This is a genomic window from Flavobacterium sp. KH_035 (assembly GCF_057839565.1).
Window position 1 is genome coordinate 3815311 of sequence record NZ_CM174492.1, and the last position, 18577, is coordinate 3833887.

The 18577-nt window shown below is 34.7% G+C and carries 17 protein-coding genes; 8 read left to right on the forward strand and 9 right to left on the reverse strand.

Annotated elements, in window-relative coordinates:
- Positions 1-32 precede the first annotated feature (32 nt).
- The gene (locus tag AC3IS6_RS15650) at positions 33-560 is read right to left on the reverse strand and encodes a KdsC family phosphatase (RefSeq protein ID WP_489160704.1); all 528 of its coding nucleotides are present in this window, start codon (positions 558-560) and stop codon (positions 33-35) included.
- Positions 544-1305, reverse strand: coding sequence for a Rossmann-like and DUF2520 domain-containing protein (locus AC3IS6_RS15655; protein WP_489160707.1), 762 nt, complete (start codon positions 1303-1305; stop codon positions 544-546). Before AC3IS6_RS15655 ends, AC3IS6_RS15650 begins: the two co-directional genes overlap by 17 nt.
- Before the next feature lie 335 nt (positions 1306-1640).
- Here AC3IS6_RS15655 and AC3IS6_RS15660 point away from each other — a divergent pair, with 335 nt between their 5' ends.
- A complete protein-coding gene (locus AC3IS6_RS15660; protein WP_489160709.1) occupies positions 1641-4847 on the forward strand; it encodes a cytochrome c biogenesis protein in 3207 nt (1068 codons plus the stop codon).
- A 73-nt stretch (positions 4848-4920) separates the two neighbouring features.
- Here the strand turns inward: AC3IS6_RS15660 and AC3IS6_RS15665 are convergent, their stop codons facing one another.
- The 4 genes from AC3IS6_RS15665 to AC3IS6_RS15680 all read right to left on the reverse strand — a co-directional run bounded on the left by AC3IS6_RS15665 (position 4921) and on the right by AC3IS6_RS15680 (position 6722).
- Complete coding sequence (locus AC3IS6_RS15665; RefSeq protein WP_489160710.1) at positions 4921-5058, reverse strand: hypothetical protein; 138 nt, start codon at positions 5056-5058, stop codon at positions 4921-4923.
- Positions 5059-5151: 93 nt separating this feature from the next.
- Positions 5152-5301 carry a hypothetical protein gene (locus AC3IS6_RS15670; RefSeq protein WP_489160712.1) on the reverse strand — a complete coding sequence of 50 codons (150 nt, stop codon included), beginning with the start codon at positions 5299-5301 and terminating at the stop codon, positions 5152-5154.
- 102 nt (positions 5302-5403) lie between these two features.
- A complete protein-coding gene (locus tag AC3IS6_RS15675; RefSeq protein ID WP_489160714.1) occupies positions 5404-6192 on the reverse strand; it encodes an anti-sigma factor in 789 nt (262 codons plus the stop codon).
- Positions 6192-6722 carry an RNA polymerase sigma factor gene (locus tag AC3IS6_RS15680; protein WP_017498502.1) on the reverse strand — a complete coding sequence of 177 codons (531 nt, stop codon included), beginning with the start codon at positions 6720-6722 and terminating at the stop codon, positions 6192-6194. Before AC3IS6_RS15680 ends, AC3IS6_RS15675 begins: the two co-directional genes overlap by 1 nt.
- Positions 6723-7573: 851 nt before the next feature.
- Between AC3IS6_RS15680 and AC3IS6_RS15685 the strand changes: the two genes are divergently transcribed.
- Positions 7574-8161, forward strand: coding sequence for a glutathione peroxidase (locus AC3IS6_RS15685; protein ID WP_489160716.1), 588 nt, complete (start codon positions 7574-7576; stop codon positions 8159-8161).
- 83 nt (positions 8162-8244) lie between these two features.
- Here AC3IS6_RS15685 and AC3IS6_RS15690 read toward each other — a convergent pair whose 3' ends face one another.
- Positions 8245-8742, reverse strand: coding sequence for a GNAT family N-acetyltransferase (locus AC3IS6_RS15690; protein ID WP_489160718.1), 498 nt, complete (start codon positions 8740-8742; stop codon positions 8245-8247).
- Between the two features lie 14 nt (positions 8743-8756).
- Positions 8757-9935 (reverse strand): thioredoxin family protein, encoded by a 1179-nt coding sequence (locus tag AC3IS6_RS15695; RefSeq protein ID WP_489160720.1) that lies wholly within the window; start codon positions 9933-9935, stop codon positions 8757-8759.
- Positions 9936-10112: 177 nt separating this feature from the next.
- On the opposite strand from AC3IS6_RS15695, the gene menD reads away from it, so the two are divergent.
- Complete coding sequence (gene menD / locus AC3IS6_RS15700; RefSeq protein ID WP_489160721.1) at positions 10113-11777, forward strand: 2-succinyl-5-enolpyruvyl-6-hydroxy-3-cyclohexene-1-carboxylic-acid synthase; 1665 nt, start codon at positions 10113-10115, stop codon at positions 11775-11777.
- 509 nt (positions 11778-12286) lie between these two features.
- Here the strand turns inward: menD and AC3IS6_RS15705 are convergent.
- Entirely contained in the window at positions 12287-13636 is a 1350-nt protein-coding gene (locus AC3IS6_RS15705; RefSeq protein WP_489160723.1) for a M28 family metallopeptidase, read from the reverse strand.
- A gap of 166 nt (positions 13637-13802) precedes the next feature.
- Here AC3IS6_RS15705 and AC3IS6_RS15710 point away from each other — a divergent pair, with 166 nt between their 5' ends.
- From AC3IS6_RS15710 to AC3IS6_RS15730, 5 genes are all read left to right on the forward strand, one after another.
- A complete protein-coding gene (locus tag AC3IS6_RS15710; protein ID WP_489160725.1) occupies positions 13803-14657 on the forward strand; it encodes a CvfB family protein in 855 nt (284 codons plus the stop codon).
- A gap of 784 nt (positions 14658-15441) precedes the next feature.
- Entirely contained in the window at positions 15442-16275 is an 834-nt protein-coding gene (locus AC3IS6_RS15715; protein ID WP_017498510.1) for a 1,4-dihydroxy-2-naphthoyl-CoA synthase, read from the forward strand.
- An 85-nt stretch (positions 16276-16360) separates the two neighbouring features.
- Positions 16361-17323 (forward strand): 1,4-dihydroxy-2-naphthoate octaprenyltransferase, encoded by a 963-nt coding sequence (gene menA, locus AC3IS6_RS15720; protein WP_489160727.1) that lies wholly within the window; start codon positions 16361-16363, stop codon positions 17321-17323.
- Positions 17324-17353: 30 nt separating this feature from the next.
- Complete coding sequence (locus AC3IS6_RS15725; protein ID WP_489160728.1) at positions 17354-18031, forward strand: metal-dependent hydrolase; 678 nt, start codon at positions 17354-17356, stop codon at positions 18029-18031.
- A gap of 8 nt (positions 18032-18039) precedes the next feature.
- The gene (locus AC3IS6_RS15730; RefSeq protein ID WP_489160730.1) at positions 18040-18549 is read left to right on the forward strand and encodes a DUF2199 domain-containing protein; all 510 of its coding nucleotides are present in this window, start codon (positions 18040-18042) and stop codon (positions 18547-18549) included.
- Positions 18550-18577: the final 28 nt, after the last annotated feature.

The window sequence follows — 18577 nt, forward strand, 5'->3', positions numbered from 1 at the left end:
ATCTAAAATCTACAATCTAAAATTTACAATCATTAATCGTGTTTCCCGCTAAAATGTTCCATCCATTTTTCCTGAACTTTCATTACTTGTTCGATTACATCACGGGCAGCGCCTTTTCCGCCATTTACATGTGAGATATAACGGCAAATATTTTTGATTTCCGGGCTGGCATCTTGCGGACAGGTTGGCAAACCTACTAATTTCATTACATGAAAGTCCGGAATATCATCACCCATATATAAAACCTGTTCAGGTTTAATGTTATAAGTCTCCGTGTATTCTTTAAAAGTTTTTACTTTGTCGGGAGTTCCCAGATGAATGTCTTTAATTCCTAAATTACGCAAACGAACGCGTACTCCTTCATTGCTTCCGCCAGAAATAATGCACACATTATAGCCGCTTTCAACTGCCGCTTTCATCGCATAACCATCACGAATATTCATCGTACGAAGGATCTCCCCTTCATTGGTTACAAAAACCGAACTGTCTGTAAGTACGCCATCAACATCAAAAACAAACGTTGTGATGTCATTCATTATTTCTTTATAATTTTTTGCCATTATTTTGTATAGATTGTGTTAGTAATTTATATATATTCTTTTGATTTTCATGGGTTAAATACTCCAAATGAGCTTCAATTGTGCTAGAATCTTTGCGTTTTGCAGGGCCCGTTTGCGCATCCGAAGGGGCTAAAGTATTTATTTTTTGAGCAGTTTCCTGAATTAAAGGCTTTAAAACTTCAAAGGGTACCTGATGTTCTTTGCAAATCTCCTGTCCGATTTGATAAAGATGATTGGTGAAATTATTGACAAAAACGGCTGCAACGTGTAATGCCTTTCTTTGGTCTGAATTTATAGGATAAACAGCTTGGGAAATGCTTTTGGCGACACTTTCTAAAACACGATAATCAAATGTGTTTTCGGCCTCCAGACACATTGGAATGGTGAAGAAATCAATTTCCTTATTCTTTGAAAATGTCTGAAGCGGATAAAAAACACCCTTTCTGTTTTTAGCATCCAAAACATCGAGTGAAGCTGCGCCTGAGGTGTGAACTACAACCCGGTTTTGAAAAGGCAATTGTTTTGAAACTTCTGAAATTGCATTATCAGAAACAGCAATAATATAGAGATCAGCTTCAAGAAAGGAGTCAAAAGTATTTACAATTTTTTCAAAACTAATTAAAGAAGCAAGAGCTTCTTTTTTTCTGGAAAATACCTGCACAATTTCCACCGCTTCGCTTTTAGAGAAAGCTTTTATCAAATGTTGGGCAACATTTCCGGAACCAATTATTGTAATTCGAATCATATCGCAAAATTAGCATTATTTTTTTAAAGAGAATAAGCACGATGGAAGTTTAGCCACAGATGATACTGATTACAATGATTCTCTTGATTTATTCAAAAGATACTATTCAAGGCGAAGTTTGCTATGAGAATAAATCCTTTTTTAATCCTATAATCTGTGGCATGGAAAAACAAATTAGTTAACTTAATCAGAACTTTGTAGAAATATGCGTACGGTTTTATGAAATCAATTTAGTTTGATGGGCTTTTTTAGTTTTTATTAACAAATCACAAATATTGAGAGTCAACATTTTTAAGTACTTTTGTGGCACTTTTATACAATGTAATTCCTTAAAAATGGATAAAAAAATATTCTCTTTTTTGTTTTCTACACGATTAATGGCCGTTCTTTTTTTAACATTCGCAATTGCAATGGGTGTTGGAACTTTTATCGAAAGTAAGTACAACACAGATACAGCCCGAATTTTAATTTACAATACCTGGTGGTTTGAGGCGATAATGGTCTTTTTTCTGATCAATTTCTTTGGAAACATCAAACGTTACCAACTACTAAAAAAAGAAAAATGGGCAACGCTGTTATTGCACCTTGCTTTTATCTTTATTCTTTTAGGAGCTTTTATTACCCGTTATATCAGTTACGAAGGTATGATGCCAATTCGTGAAGGTGCTGCCGAGAATCAAATTTATTCCGATAAAACATTCTTAACGGTTTTTGCAGATGGAGAATACAAAGGCGAAATGAAACGTAGAGTTTTTGAAAAAAACTTATTGTTTTCGCCGGTTACCAACAATGATTTTACACTTTCCGGCAAATTCGACGAAACTCCTTTTGAAGTGACGTACGTGAATTATATTATGGGAGCTACCGAAACCATAAAACCGGATCCGAAAGGAACTTTATACCTTAAAATGGTAGAAGCTGGATCTGGCGGACGTGAAGAACACTTTTTGAAAGAGGGTGAAGTACAAAATATTCATAACGTATTATTTGCTCTGAATAAACCAACAGCCGGAGCGATCAACATCAATACTACAGGTGAAAAATATACCATTCAAACGCCTTTTGAAGGAGAGTTTATGCGAATGGCTGACAAATTAAAAGGTACTGTTACCAAAGATAATGTACAGCCATTGATGATGCGTTCTTTGTACAGTATTGGTGATATTAGAATTGTATTTCCGGACCCTGCTGTAAAGGGAGTAGTAGATTATCAATCGAATAACGATTATAGAGCAAAATCACATCATGATGCTTTGATTGTAAAAGTTAAAGCCGACGGACAGGAAAAAGAAGTGAGACTTTTGGGGTCTAAAGGTAGTGTAGGCGAACCTCAAACCGTTAAAATCGGAAAAATTGAGTACAGTTTATTCTACGGAAGTAAAGCATATATCTTGCCTTTTAAAATAAAATTAAACGATTTTATTGCTACAAAATATCCGGGAACAGAGAAAAGTTACTCTTCTTTTGAAAGTAAAGTAACAGTTCAGGATTCGACTGAAACATTTAATGCTGATATTTATATGAATCACGTTTTAGATCATAAAGGATACCGATTCTTCCAGTCATCCTTTGATCCGGACGAGAAAGGAACTGTTCTATCTGTAAATCACGATTCATGGGGAACTAACATTACTTATTTCGGTTATTTTATGTTGTACATTGGTTTGATGGCTATTATGTTTACCAAACATTCGCGTTTTGGTGATTTGAAGCGCAAATTAGAAGGCGTGAAAAAGAAAAAGGAAAAACTGATCACGATTTTGGTTTTAATGATTGGTTTAAGTGGTTTTGCTCAGGCACCGCATGTTCATACACCGGGTCATGAACACAATCACAACACAGATCCTAATGATCACGCCAATCATGAAACTGCTCCGCCAAGTCAGAAACAATTAGACTCTTTATTGACTATTTACAAAGCTCCGGAAGCTCATGCTGCTAAATTTGGTCGTTTGATTATTCAGGATGCAGGAGGTAGAATGAAGCCTATTAATACCTTTTCGTCTGAATTACTTAGAAAAGTAAGTCAAAGCGATACGTATAACGGAATGAATTCTGATCAGGTATTTTTGTCTATGACACAATATGCTCAGGTTTGGATACAAATTCCGCTTATCCATTTAAGAGCTGGAAATGACAGTATTCGTAAAATTATCGGGGTAGAGAAAACTGCTAAACATGCTCCGTTTGTAAAGTTTTTTGATGCTAACGGAAATTATAAACTTTCACCATTTTTAGACGCAGCATACAAAGTAGGAAATCCAAATCAGTTCGAGAAGGATTTTATGGATACAGATAAAAGAGTTAATTTGATGGAATCTGCTTTAAGCGGTAGTATTCTGAAAATATTCCCTATTCCGAATGACCCAAATCACAAATGGGTATCGTATCTGGAAAGACAGCAGGGAGGATTTAAAGGAATGGATTCGACTTATGTGACGCAAATCCTGCCAATGTATTTTAGTGCTCTGAACAATGGTTCTATTTCTAAAAACTTTACTACAGCTGATCAGTTAGTCGAAAGTATTAACGGTTTTCAAAAGAAATTTGGAAGTAAAGTACGACCAAGTGAGGAAAAAATTGACGCTGAAATAGCATACAACAAATATGATATTTTCAAAAAATTACCGTTTTGGTACCTTACCGTTTCGGCTTTCATGTTGATTTTTACGATTGTAAATATCTTTTTTGAGAAGAAATGGCTTCGTATAACGATCAACGGTTTTCATGTACTGGTAGGATTACTATTTGCTCTGCATACTTTAGGGCTTATTGCACGCTGGTACATTTCAGGTCACGCTCCATGGAGTAATGCTTATGAGTCTATTATATATGTAGCATGGGCAACGATGTTCTTTGGATTGGCTTTTGACAGAAAATCGAAACTTACCGTAGCTTCATCCGCTTTTGTTACTGCAATGATCGTAATGGCTGCTTATTTGAACTGGATTGATCCTGAAATTGCAAACTTACAACCAGTACTGAATTCTTATTGGTTAATGATTCACGTAGCAGTAATTGTAGGTAGTTATGGTCCGTTTGCGTTAAGTATGATTTTAGGTTTTGTAGCTTTGGTATTAATTTTCTTTACCAATGAAAAGAACAAAACCAAAATGGATTTGAACATTAAAGAGATTACTTATATCAATGAAATGTCACTTACAATTGGTTTAATCATGCTAACGATTGGAAACTTCCTGGGCGGTCAATGGGCCAACGAAAGTTGGGGACGTTATTGGGGATGGGATCCAAAAGAAACCTGGGCTTTAATTTCGATTATGGTATATGCTTTTGTAATTCACGCTCGTTTTGTACCAGCCCTTAGAGGGAAATGGTTCTTTAATTTAATGAGTATGTTTGCTTTTGTGTCTATTTTGTTTACCTATTACGGAGTTAACTTCCATTTAGTAGGTTTACATTCGTATGCTACCGGAGAAGCACATTCTTTAAGTTGGATTTGGTATTCGTTAGGAACCATTTCGGTTATTGGAGCGATAACGTATCCGAAATACCGTAAACACTATAAAAGCAAGAAAAAATAAGAAATAGTAATTCACATAAAAAAAAAGATTCAGTTTTTAGCTGAATCTTTTTTTATGTCTAAACGGGAGGTATTTAGTTTTCTTTTTTTGACCCATTGGGATACATAATTGCCAGCAGTACGACAATGAGTAAAAAATTATATTCCGCACCATTTCTTCCACCGCCTACAACAAACCAGCCTTCCTGAAAATGAACAAGGATTATTCCCATTATCAATATGAAGATAGTTACAAATCCAGCCGGTTTAACATATTTGTTAATAAGCAGAAGAAAGGCTGCTACAACATGGGACAATTTGATAGACTAAGCCAGAAAAACGCCAAAAGGAGCGAAACCAATTTGATTTAAATATAAATTTCCAAAATCATTGATTCCGTTATTAAACATTCCAAAAACAGAATGGGAGAGGAGAATAATGGCTACTGCAATTCTTAGGAGTAAAGTTCCGTTCATGATTTAACTGGTTTATTTTGTAAAGGTTATTTTAATTGAAAGTAATAAAAAAACGCATAATGAATTCAATATGCGTTTTTTAAGTTTTAAGCGATGTTGCTTTTAAACTTTTCCTAAAGTATACAGCTGTTCCATAGTTGGAGTCAAACTTCCTCCAGCAGGTTCTAAAGTAATTCCAAAAGCCTCTGCTGAGTCTGTTTGATTTACAGCAAATATTTTTTGAGAATTTCCTTCAAAATCGCTCAGTAAACCAATACTTGTAGGGGTTAGTACCGGGCTTAATTTTAAAGCCCAAACCTGATAAACCATCCCTTTTGGAGGTTTTGGTAAACCGGCAGCATCAATATAAGTTGTTTTTGTTTCTTTGTTCCAATACACCTTTGCAAATGAACCTGGAGAAACTGCTTGTCCGCCAAGGGTTACACCTGTGTTTTTGATGTCTCTTACAATTGTCAGACTTTTTTCGGTTTGCTTATTCTGCTGATCTAAGAAAGCGTAATCTTTTTCTATTTTGTTTTTCTCAGTACCAACAGTTGCAATAGCTTCTTTCGATTTTGTCAATTCTAAAGTTTGATATCCAAAACCTAAGAGCAGTAGTACCGCCGCAGCCCAGCCCACATATTGAGACCAGTTTGAAGCAGGTTTCATGTCGACTACTTTGCCGTGTTTCAACTCTAAACGAGCTTTTATTTTCTCAAAATTGGCTACCGAGTGAAAAGGAGAGAAACTTGATGATAAAGCTACAATAGCTTTTTCGATCGAAATAATTTCCTGATCAACTTCCGGATTTTTCTTAGCCAGTTCGGCTATTTCCAGATTTTCAGTTTCGGTCAATAAACCGTAAACATACAGTTCCAGAATTCCTGATTCTATATACTCTTTTGCTTCCATTATATTTTTAGATAATTTCTTAAATCATTAATACAGTTTCTGTTTTGCGTTTTGATAGTTCCCAAAGGCATTGCCAATTCTTCTGAAGCTTCTTGTTGGGTGTATCCTTTAAAAAATAATAAATCTATAATCTCAATACATTTTGGTTTTAATTTTTTTACAAATTCTTGAATTCCAATAGTATCAATTCTATTAACGAGTTTATTACTGTCGTCTAACAGATTTACGAAATTATCTGAAGAAAGGTTTTTTTGACTGTTATTAAAATTTTTGGATCTTAACTTATCAATTGAGGTATTCCTAGCAATATTAAGGATCCAGGTGTAAAATCGTCCTTTACTTTCATTGTATGAATCGATATTTTTCCAGATTTTGACAAAAACTTCCTGCAAAACATCTTCGGCTTCTTCACGGTTTTTTATAAGGACATTAATGACGGAAAACAAACTTTTCGAGTACATATCGTACAAATGCGTAAAAGCTCTTTCGTCTTTTTTGTAAATTAAAACTAACAATTCTTCTTGACTCATAGATTGGGATTTTTAAGTTGAAACAAAATTTTTGAAGCATAATGTATAACCTGAGATAAAGATAATTTATTTTTTCTGAAATTTTATTTTTTTTTAACAGTCTAAAACCTAGGAAAATAAGGAGTTTGAAAAAAAATATGTTTTTTTTTGATTTTTTAAAAACCAAAAGCAATCCAATTACGTAAATGCTATTATAACATCAGAATTACAATCAAGTAAAATAGCAAATCATTGAAAATGAAGGTTGTTTGAATTCTGTGATGACATTTCTAATTTTAGAAGCAATAATAAAAATTAACATTTAGAAAGAATTAATCGTAAAGTAAATCTCAATAAAAAATTAATTATCATGAATAGCTTCAATAAACTAAAAATACTGATTGTAGGTTTAACCACAGTCTTAGCACTTGAGGGATTCAGTAAAAATGATTTCCGCAAAGGACTTGTTCGATATGATAACAAGAATTCAGAGAGAATAGCTAACGATAATGCATTAATTAGGAATTAGTAGATAAGTTGATGTCTTCGGACTTCCAAAGAAAAATGAATTTAGAATTCCGGAAGCCCCTTTCTTGCCCAGAGTAGAACATAAATGCCATTAAAATATATATCAAAAGGATCGGAATTTTGAGAGATATAAGCACTATAACCGGGACATCAACTGTATTTAACATAAAGATATAAAAGATAAGAAAAATTAATTCATGGTTTGATTTGTTTGTATGGGGGGAAGCCTAACGTCTGATTAACGTTAGGCTTCAATTTTTTATTTAACTTATGTTTAGTAAAAATATAGCAAGCAAAGTCATTTGGAGAAGGAGAATTTAACTAATTTTATAAAAAATTAAACAATGAAAAAAGTCGTATTTATAGCTTGTAGTGTTGCTCTTTTATTCGGCACCAAAATACAGGCGCAAACCAGTAAAGAAAAATTATCTAAAACAGATAAAACTATGGCAAAAGAAACCATTTATCAATTTAAGGTTGAAGATTTATCGGGAGACACTTTTGATTTTGCTTCGCTAAAAGGAAAAAAAGTGATGATTGTAAACACTGCATCAAAATGCGGTTTAACTCCTCAGTACAAGGATCTTGAGGCAATCTATAAAGAGTACAAAGATAAAGGATTTGTAATTGTAGGTTTCCCTGCAAATAATTTTGCATCGCAGGAACCAGGAACAAACAAAGAAATTGAGACATTTTGCCAGCAAAATTATGGCGTAACATTTCCAATGATGGATAAAGTTTCCGTAAAAGGAAATGATATGTGCGAGGTCTACAAGTTCTTAACACAAAAATCTAAAAACGGATTACAGGATTCTGAGGTAGAATGGAACTTTCAAAAATACCTGATCAACGAAAAAGGTGAATTGGTAAAAGTGATTAAACCAAGAACGTTACCAACAGATCCGGAAGTAATTAACTGGATCAAGAGTTAGTAAAACGACCTGAACCAAATATAAAAATCCACCAGTTTGAATTGTATATATTCAAATTGGTGGATTTTTTATTGCGTATAGGGTTATTTGAGTATCAATTGCATGAAAACCAAATCGAGCCAATGGTCAAATTTGTATCCAACTTCACGAATGGTTCCTGTTGTGACAAAGCCAAATTTTTCATGAAAAGCAATACTTCCGGCATTATTAGCATCAATTGCTCCAATCATTACGTGATAGCCCTGTTCTTTGGCCAACCGAATTAATTCTGATAGTAACTGAGATCCAATACCTTTTCCGATTACATTGTCGACTACATAAACAGAATGTTCTACTGTATATTGATATCCAATCTTCTCACGGAATTGTCCGTAGCTTCCAAATCCAACGACCTCTCCGTCTAAAACAGCAACTACTACTGGCAGGTTTTTGGCTTTTTTATCTTCAAACCATTTTGTCTGAATTTCAAGAGTTTGGACTTCATAACTGTAGTTTGCAGTGGTATGTAGGATAGAATGATTTACAATATTCAGAATCTTTTCTAAATCTTTTATTGTTGCCGGTCTAAGGTTTAGGCTCATAGCTGTTTTTTAGATTATTTAGTGTTGAGTTCTGCCAGTAAAGTATCAACTTCTTTGGAATTCCAGTTCATTTCTTTTGAAATTTCCTTAGCATCCCTGGCATATTGCAAAGCCGATTTCTTGTCTTTTATTTTATTGTAAAGTCTTGCCAGCAACAGATTTCCATCATAAGAATCATTTAATTCGATCGCATGTTTTACCCATGAAATCGACTTTTTCAAACTCTCTGTGTTCGTGATATGTTTTAAGTAAGTTTGTCCGATGTCTTTTAGAGCGCTGGCATCGTTCCAGACTAATTTTTGTGTATTATCGAGGGTAACTTTTTTGTAGAACTGCCATTTTTCAGTTCGTTCAGCGAGAGTTAAGTCAAATTTAAACACCATTGAATCTATTTTTTGGAGGTGTATTGATTTTGCAATTTCTCTTTGTTTGTAATAGTTTGTTGTGTCTAAATTATCAACATAAGGGCGAAGCGATTCGGTTATTATATTTTCAATCTTGCGGTCGATACGACTTTGAGAAGCTACAGCAGCAAATTCTTTTACGTGGCTTAAAACATATTGAAATTCTCTTGATTTTATATCTGTAACCCCGTTGGCAATCACCCTCCAGTTAGTTTCACTAACCAATTGTGCATCCGATTGGGTATTGAGGTAAATGTGTGTCGGGACGGATAAATCAGTACGGTCTTTTCCTTTTTTCAGCGTATTCAGATAGTTAAAGAATTTCACAGAATTACCGGAATCAGCGAGGAATTCTTTTTCAAGATAAGGCAATTGTAACTTTGGATTTAAGGCAAAATTTGCTTCCATCATAAAAACATCCTTTTTTAATTCTCCTTTTAAGGTATACAAAAGGATTTCGTTAGTAGGATCTATAAACAGAAAAGTGGGAAGTGATTTCGTATTGAATTTATTCTTAAGTGTTATGCCTTCTTCTTTTTCAATATTTTTCCAGACACAAACATAATTTTTGTTTAGAAACTCCATCACAGTTGGGTCAGTAAAAACTTCTTTTTTCATCAAATTACAATGCGGACACCAATCTGCATAAAGCATTACAAAAAGTGGTTTTCCTTGTGTTTTGGCGTTCTTCAGGGCAGTATTGTATGGAGTATCGTCAGGAATAAACTGATTTTGTGCTTGTATAGCCTGTACTGAAATTAAAAAAAAGAATAGATATAGGAAACGCATAGCGGCTTTGTTTGAATCGAAAAAATCGTTTTTACAAATATATCCCCTTTTTCCAGAAACTCGTTTCAATATCTTCATATTTATAAGTTAAATCCAATGTGAAGTTTGTAACTTTGTGAGGTCAAAAAGAGCCTTAAAAACAGTAAGCTTCTTTTCAAAAAGTAATACACCATAAGAATGATTTACCCCAAAATAGCGCTTGCACAAAGCATTATCGAAATTTGTTCAGGCAAAGGAATCACGAATATTATAATTTCTCCAGGATCAAGAAACGCACCTTTGACCATAGGATTTGCCCAGAACCCTAATTTTAACTGTTACAGTATTGCCGATGAGCGTTGTGCTGCTTTTTTTGCATTGGGAATTGCACAGCAAACCAAAGTACCTACTGCAATTGTTTGTACGTCAGGATCAGCATTATTGAACTATTATCCCGCGGTAGCCGAAGCGTTTTACAGTCAGATTCCATTAATTGTTATCTCAGCAGATCGCCCTCAAAGTAAGATTGATATTGGTGATGGACAAACGATTCGTCAGGAGAATGTATTTCAGAACCATTCTGTTTATAATGCCAATTTAACGGAAGAAGCTTCTGCAGAAAATGATTTAGAAATCAATAAAGCCATAGAAGCGGCCATACTTCAAAAAGGCCCCGTTCATATTAATGCTCCCTTTGAAGAGCCTTTATACGAAACCGTTTCAGAACTTTCTGTAGCACCAACAATTACCAATTTAGAAGAGATTCAGGGAACAAGAATCATAGAAAACGAAGCAGAAGCTGTTTCCATTTGGAATACTTCAAAAAGGAAATTAATTCTTATTGGAGGGATAAACGAAGTCAATTCTGTCGACAAAGAAATTCTGGAAAACTTCGCCAAAGATCCCTCAATTGTAGTGCTTACAGAGACAACATCAAATTTGCATCATCCTAGTTTTATTAATAGCATTGATACTTTAATCACTCCATTTGATGATGCTGATTTCAAAGATCTTGAACCGGAAGTTTTAATCACTTTTGGTGGTATGATTGTATCCAAACGAATTAAAGCCTTTTTACGAAAGTATAAACCCGAACATCACTGGCATATAGATACTTTACGAGCTTATGATACATTTAATGCTTTAAGCAAACATTTTGTAATGGAACCTGATACTTTTTTCAAAGAATTGCTTCCAAAAACAGAATTTGTAAAGAGTGATTATTTTTCTAAAATTGATAAAATTTACGATTTAAGAAAAATAAGAAAAGAAGAATATCTGCGTAAAATTACATTCTCAGATTTTAAAGTATTTGAAAAAATAATCGGGTCACTTCCTAAAAGCAGTCAGCTGCAAATTAGCAATAGTTCAGCAATTAGATACGCGCAGTTAATTGAGATTGATCCTTCAATTGAAGTTTATTGTAACAGGGGAACAAGTGGTATTGATGGCAGTACATCAACAGCAGTTGGTGCAGCTGTAGGAAACGATAAACAAACCGTTTTTATTACGGGAGATATTAGCTTTCTGTACGACAGTAATGCTTTGTGGAATGCTTATATTCCTAAAAACTTCAAAATTGTTTTAATTAACAATGGAGGAGGAGGGATTTTTAGGATTCTTCCAGGTCACGAAGAAAAACCGGTTTTTAATACTTACTTCGAGACGTCACATCATTTAACAGCCGAACATCTGGCTAAAATGTATCAGATGAACTATCTTATAGCTACTGATGAGGATTCTTTAGCCGATGGGATTAAATCTCTTTATGCGACAAATAATGCTCCTTGTATTTTGGAAATATTCACTCCAACCGCTGAGAACGATGTTGTTTTGAAACAATATTTTAAAGAGCTGGTTTAAGTTGAAAACGAGGCAATACGAAAAGCTGTGGAGCAGTTTAAATAATTGATTTGTTTTCTTAATTCAAAAAAAACATTAAAGATGATAGGGGGTATTTTTGTAATACCTCAAAGTTTTGTGAATCATCAAGAATTTTCTATGATAAAAGATTTGTCTACAATTTGTAAGCTAGAGAATTAAGTATTTGAAAACTATTGCTCTGAAAGAGCTTTAGCTATAGCATGGTGCGAAGCACCATGAGTTATGGAGGCGATAGTTTAAGCCCTGAAAGGGCCAAAGCCTAATGCTAAAGAAAGACAATCTATCGTATTCTGGATGGTATTCTAAAAGACAGGGAGGATTAAAATGTACGCTCCGATTTGTTTGCTCTTGCCATTTCAGGGCAATATTTTACATAGTGCGTTGCACTATGTTTGTACTTTAAGAAGGCTTTCAGTGTTATAAATAACAAAAGATGCAGAGATTATTTTTTTCTTTGCATCTTTTTTGTTTTATGATAGTAAGAGAAACTAACGAATTGGAACCGGAAATACTGGTAAACTTGAATGTCCTAAAGCATCGACGCTTTGCACGGCAAAAAAGTAATTGTCTTTAGAATAAGGGATTTCAGTTTTAATATCTTTTGTAAAAAAAGTTTTTTCCCAGTGTGGAGAAGAAGTTTCTCTCATTAAAATCTGGTAACCATTAGGTGTTTTTCCGTCAGGTGCGCTCCAGGCTAAAGTGGAAGAGTTAGAAAGCTCTTTTACTTCGATTCCTACATTTAAAGGTGCTTTTGGTGACCACGCTAAATTGGCCAGCGTCGCTAAGTTGGAACAGGTATTTTTTCGCAGATAGTCAAAATCCATAAATTCAGCAAGATCGCCATATTGAATACCGTTTTCGGTTCTTAAATCCTGATGCTGGTGATTGAAATTTTCATTCATTTCGCAAAAACGAACTGCGGTAAAGCCATTTTGACTAAACGGAGTATGATCACCGCCACGGAGGAAACGGTCATTTCGATACACTAATTTCACTTTTAACTGGTCTACATATTGTTCCGTAACCGTTTTGATGTAACGCGCCAATAAACGCGACGGGCTGTCATTATCGCGGTTTGTTGCTTTACGCATTTTAGCTTCCTCTTCGGTTTCTAAAAACGGAATGGTTTCGCTAAAAATTCTGATTTGAGTATTGTCTCTTAAATTAGTACCACTGGAAAGGCTGTTCCCAATCATGTCATTGTTTAACATGGCAACAATATTCCAATTGGCTGCTTTGGCCAGTTCTGCCAAATGACGGGCGCCGTACAAACCTTGCTCTTCACCGGTTACAGCAACGAAAATTATAGTAGCAGGAAATGCTCTTTTGCTCATTACTTTTGCCAATTCGATAACGGCTGCAACACCGGAACCATCATCGTTGGCACCCGGAGCGTCAGATTTCACATTCATAACGTCTGAAACTCTCGAATCCAGATGCCCGCTTATGATAAACACGCGATTATCTTTCGGATCGGTACCTTTCAGGGTTGCCATGACGTTTCCGAGTTGGCTGTCTTTGGCTATTCTTTTCCCATCAGCTTTTACGTCAAAATAATCGATTTGAGAAGTTAGCCTTCCGCCGGACTCTAAGGCAAATCTGTCAAATTCGGCTTTTACCCATTGTTGGGCGGCACCAATACCTCTGGTTTTGCTTTTGGTATCGCTAAGGGTGTGTCTGGTGCCAAAAGAAACTAATTTATGAATGGTAGCTTCCAGATTTTCGGCTTTGATCTCACTGATCATTTTCTTTATTTCGGGATCTTCAACAACTTGTGAAGTAGAAATGTAGGTAAAGGACAAAAAGGTAAAAATGGAGTAGAAAATGGTCTTTTTCATTGATTTTGGATTAATTACAGGTTCTCAAATTTAACTAAAATGTATAAATTACAATGAGATCCGGGGGGCTTTTTTTAATTAGAAACATTTTTAGGATTACCATTTTCAAACTTCGTACATTTGCAGCTGGAAACTTAGCTGCTTAACAGCTTAGAATTTTAAGAATATGATTGAAATAGGAAAATACAACACCCTTACTATATTACGTGATACCAAAGTTGGCTTGTTTTTAGGAAATCCTGAAAAAGACCCTGAAGGAATTCATGATATTTTATTACCAAACAAATACGTTCCGAACGAATTCGAAATCGGGGAAGAGTTAATCGTTTTTGTTTATTTAGACCACGAACAACGTCCGGTGGCAACAACTCTAGAACCTTACATTCTATTAAACGAATTTGCTTTATTGAGGGTGAATTACATTAACAATGTTGGTGCTTTTATGGATTGGGGAATGGAAAAAGATATTCTTGTTCCGTTTAAAGAGCAAGCCCGTCCAATGGAAAAAGGAAAACGTTACCTGGTATATTTGTACATGGACGAAAAAACAAATCGTCTGGTAGCTTCAAGTAAAACGAATCAGTTTTTAAGCAATGAGGAGCTTACCGTTGAAAAAGGAGAGGAAGTAGAATTGATTGTTTCCCATATTACAGAGATTGGTATTAATGTAATTATCAATGAGAAACACAAAGGATTGCTATACAAAGATGAAGTGTATGATGATGCCATCAGAACCGGAGACAGAATGCGCGGTTACATTAAAAACATACGTCCTGACAACAAAATTGACGTAGCACTGCAAGTACAGGGATATCAGAGTATTGAGCCTAATGCCGAAAAGATTTTAGATGAATTAAGAGCCAATCGTGGTTTTTTACGATTAAATGACAATTCACATCCGGAAGATATTAAAACGGTACTCAAAATGAGTAAAAAAACGTTTAAAAAGGCTATTGGAGCTTTGTATAAAGAAAAACTTATCGAAATTAAAGAAGACGGAATTTATCTGGTAAAGGAATAAAAATTCCAATATTCAAATTCCAAATCTCAATAGGATACGTACGATTGGAATTTGAATATTGGAGTTTAAAATATATTGTTATAACAGGAAAGGCTACTCATTACAAGTAGCCTTTCCCTTTTTATTCTAGTTTTAAAAAAAATTGTAATTAAAAAAAAACAGAAATAAAATAAATTCGAATCCATTCAAAAAATAATAGCTTTAAAAATTTTAGAAATTACTTCCTGAAACGGTATGTCTTTTAAACAATCTATACATTCATATTAAAAACAAAAACTCAATTTCACGGCTAGACCATTTGGTTTGATAAAATAACTTGTAGAAAGTTTTAGTTAGCATTTTTTCCTCTTTTCGTAATCAATTCGATACTAATTACTAAACAATTCCAGCTTTTAACCTTAGGTGTTACTATCTCCTTTTCAAAGTTTCAACAAATGAATAAATCATTTGCTCATTCTTCAATGGTTTGTGAATAAAAACCGAAAAAAAATGAGCGACAAATTTTTTAAATTTTCTCAAAAAAATCATTTTTTAGGTTAATAAATCAGTGAAAGAAAATCAATCTTCTAGCAATGAAATAAAATGTATCTCATTGATTTCTAGGATGTAAAATTAAATATTATTTTTTTAAACTACTGTTAAAAAATATTATTTTTTGTAGGAGTATGTCAATTGTTAACATTACAGATGATTTTAGTCAGCACTAAAAACAAATAGAGGTAGGTAAAAATATAAAAATGGTTTATTTTTACACTATCAATTATTTAAAATAAAACAAATAGAAATGGATTGGATCACTGCCAGAGAATTTGAAGATATCACTTATAAAAAATGTAATGGAGTTGCGAGAATTGCTTTTAACAGACCAAATGTTAGAAATGCCTTCCGTCCAAAAACGACTTCAGAATTGTACCAGGCTTTTTACGATGCACAGGAAGATACTTCGATAGGAGTGGTGCTACTTTCTGCCGAAGGGCCGTCAACCAAAGACGGGGTTTATTCTTTTTGCAGTGGGGGTGACCAAAATGCACGCGGGCATCAGGGTTATGTAGGTGAAGATGGTCAGCATCGCTTAAATATTCTTGAAGTACAACGTTTAATTCGATTCATGCCTAAAGTGGTTATTGCGGTTGTTCCGGGTTGGGCAGTAGGTGGCGGACACAGTTTGCACGTTGTTTGTGATATGACTTTGGCAAGTAAAGAACATGCTATTTTCAAACAAACAGATGCCGATGTAACCAGTTTTGACGGAGGTTACGGATCAGCTTATTTAGCTAAGATGGTAGGACAGAAAAAAGCACGTGAGATTTTCTTTTTAGGGCGTAATTACTCCGCTCAGGAAGCGATGGATATGGGAATGGTGAATGCCGTAATTCCACATGACGAACTTGAAGCTACTGCTTATGAATGGGCACAGGAAATTTTACAAAAATCTCCAACTTCTATCAAAATGCTAAAATTCGCCATGAACTTAACAGACGACGGTATGGTTGGTCAGCAGGTTTTTGCCGGAGAGGCCACCCGTTTAGCTTACATGACCGAAGAAGCAAAAGAAGGACGAAATGCCTTTTTGGAAAAAAGAAAACCAAACTTCGGAGAGAATAAATGGCTTCCATAGGGGAGTAAAAAAAATGTTTCAAGTTTCACGTTCGCAACTTGAAACTTGAAACCTGAAACAAAATAATCTAACAAAATAAAAAAGAATGAAACATTGGATCGAAGCCGCTCGTTTGCGTACATTACCTTTATCAGTTTCCGGGATCATAGTAGGAAGTATATACGCCTTATCAAACCCAACGGCCACCATTAACACACCGACAGAAGTATTCAGTTGGAAAATTTTTGGTTTCGCACTTTTAACAACACTTGGTTTACAGGTTTTGTCTAATTTTGCAAATGATTACGGAGATGGTGTAAAAGGTACTGATAATGCAGACAGAGTTGGTCCGCAACGTGCCATTCAGAGTGGTGTTATTACACCACAGGCCATGAAAAAAGCCATTATAATTACTTCGTTTTTGACATTATTGTCTGCCATTGTATTGATTTATTTTGCTTTTGGTGAAAGTAATTTTGGGTACTCTATCTTTTTCTTATTGCTTGGAATAGCAGCGATAGTTTCGGCAATTCGTTATACAGTGGGCAATTCGGCTTATGGATACAGAGGATTTGGAGACGTATTCGTTTTTGTTTTCTTTGGATTGGTAAGTACCTTAGGAGTAAACTTTTTATATTCGAAAGAAGTAGATCCGCTTTTGATTTTACCGGCTATTTCAATTGGTTTATTAAGTGTTGGAGTATTGAATCTGAACAATATGCGTGATGAGGAATCAGACCGTAAATCGGGTAAGAATACAATTGTGGTTAAGATTGGTGGTGCAAAAGCTAAAATTTACCATTTCACTTTAATTATTACGGCCATGCTGTTAGTAGTTATTTTTGCAATTTTGAGTGATTATAACTTCGATCAGTATTTATTCTTATTGGCTTTTATTCCGCTAACGAAACATTTAATTACTGTTTATAAAAACCAAAACCCAAAGCTGTTGGATCCTGAATTGAAGAAATTGGCACTTAGTACCTTTTTACTTTCGATACTGTTAACGGTATGTATGATTTCATTGATCTCAGACATTATTGTTAACCTCTTTTTAGGGGGAAGATAGAATAAAGTGCAATTTTAAAAATCAATTAAAATGAAAATAACATTTTACGGACACGCGTCTTTAGGCATTGAAGTTGGCGGAAAACATATTATTGTAGATCCCTTTATTACAGGAAATCCGCTGGCAGTGGGAGTTGATATAGCAACACTGAAAGCCGATTATATTTTACTAACCCATGCACATGGTGACCATATTCTGGATGTCGAAGCTATTGCAGAGCGCACTAAAGCAGTGATAGTTTCAAATGCTGAAATAGCAAGTTACTATGCCAAATTAGGGTTCAGTTCACATCCTATGAATCATGGTGGAAGCTGGCAGTTTGATTTTGGGAGAGTGAAATATGTAAGTGCTATTCACTCAAGCTGTTTTCCTGATGGAAGTTACGGGGGGAACCCAGGTGGTTTCGTAATCGAAGGTGAACATAAAAATATTTACATTGCCGGAGATACGGCACTTACATGGGATATGAAATTAATTTCGATGAGAACTAAACTAGATTTGGCGATACTTCCAATAGGAAATAATTTTACAATGGATGTTGAGGATGCTATAATTGCTTCAGATTTTGTAGAATGTGATAAAATTCTGGGCTATCATTTTGATACTTTTGGTTACATTAAAATTGATCATGAAGATGCTATTCGTAAATTTTTCGATAAAGGAAAAGATTTGATGCTTCTTGAAATTGGAGAATCAATCGAACTATAATTGAAGAAATGACCGATATTAAATATATTTGCGACTGCTGTGGTCAAGAGCATGAAAGTTGGCCTGCAATAGGTTATAATTCACCTTCTGCTTATAGTAAACTCTCAGCACAGGAAAAAGAAGAAATTGCAGTTATCGACGAAGATTTTTGCGTTATTAAACATGCAGATCAGGTTGATCGTTTTATAAGAGTAGTTTTGGTTCAGAAGGTTAACGATCATTGCGAAGATTTGGAGTACGGTTTTTGGGTTTCTTTAAGCGAAAACAGCTTTGAAGATTATCTGGAAAACGGCGAAGATGAAGATCATGAGGCACAATATTTTGGATGGCTTTCCAATTACATTCCGCAGTATGAGTTTTCAGGTAGTATACCAACAACAGTAGTCACTAAACCAAGCAATGAGAGACCCGAAATTTTCCCACATAAAGATTTTGACCATCCTTTTGTGAAAGATTATTATAATGGAATCACCAAAGCCGAGGCTGAAAAAAGAATTCGGGAAATCTTAAAAAAATAAGGCTCGAAGTTTGTAAGTGATCTTTAAA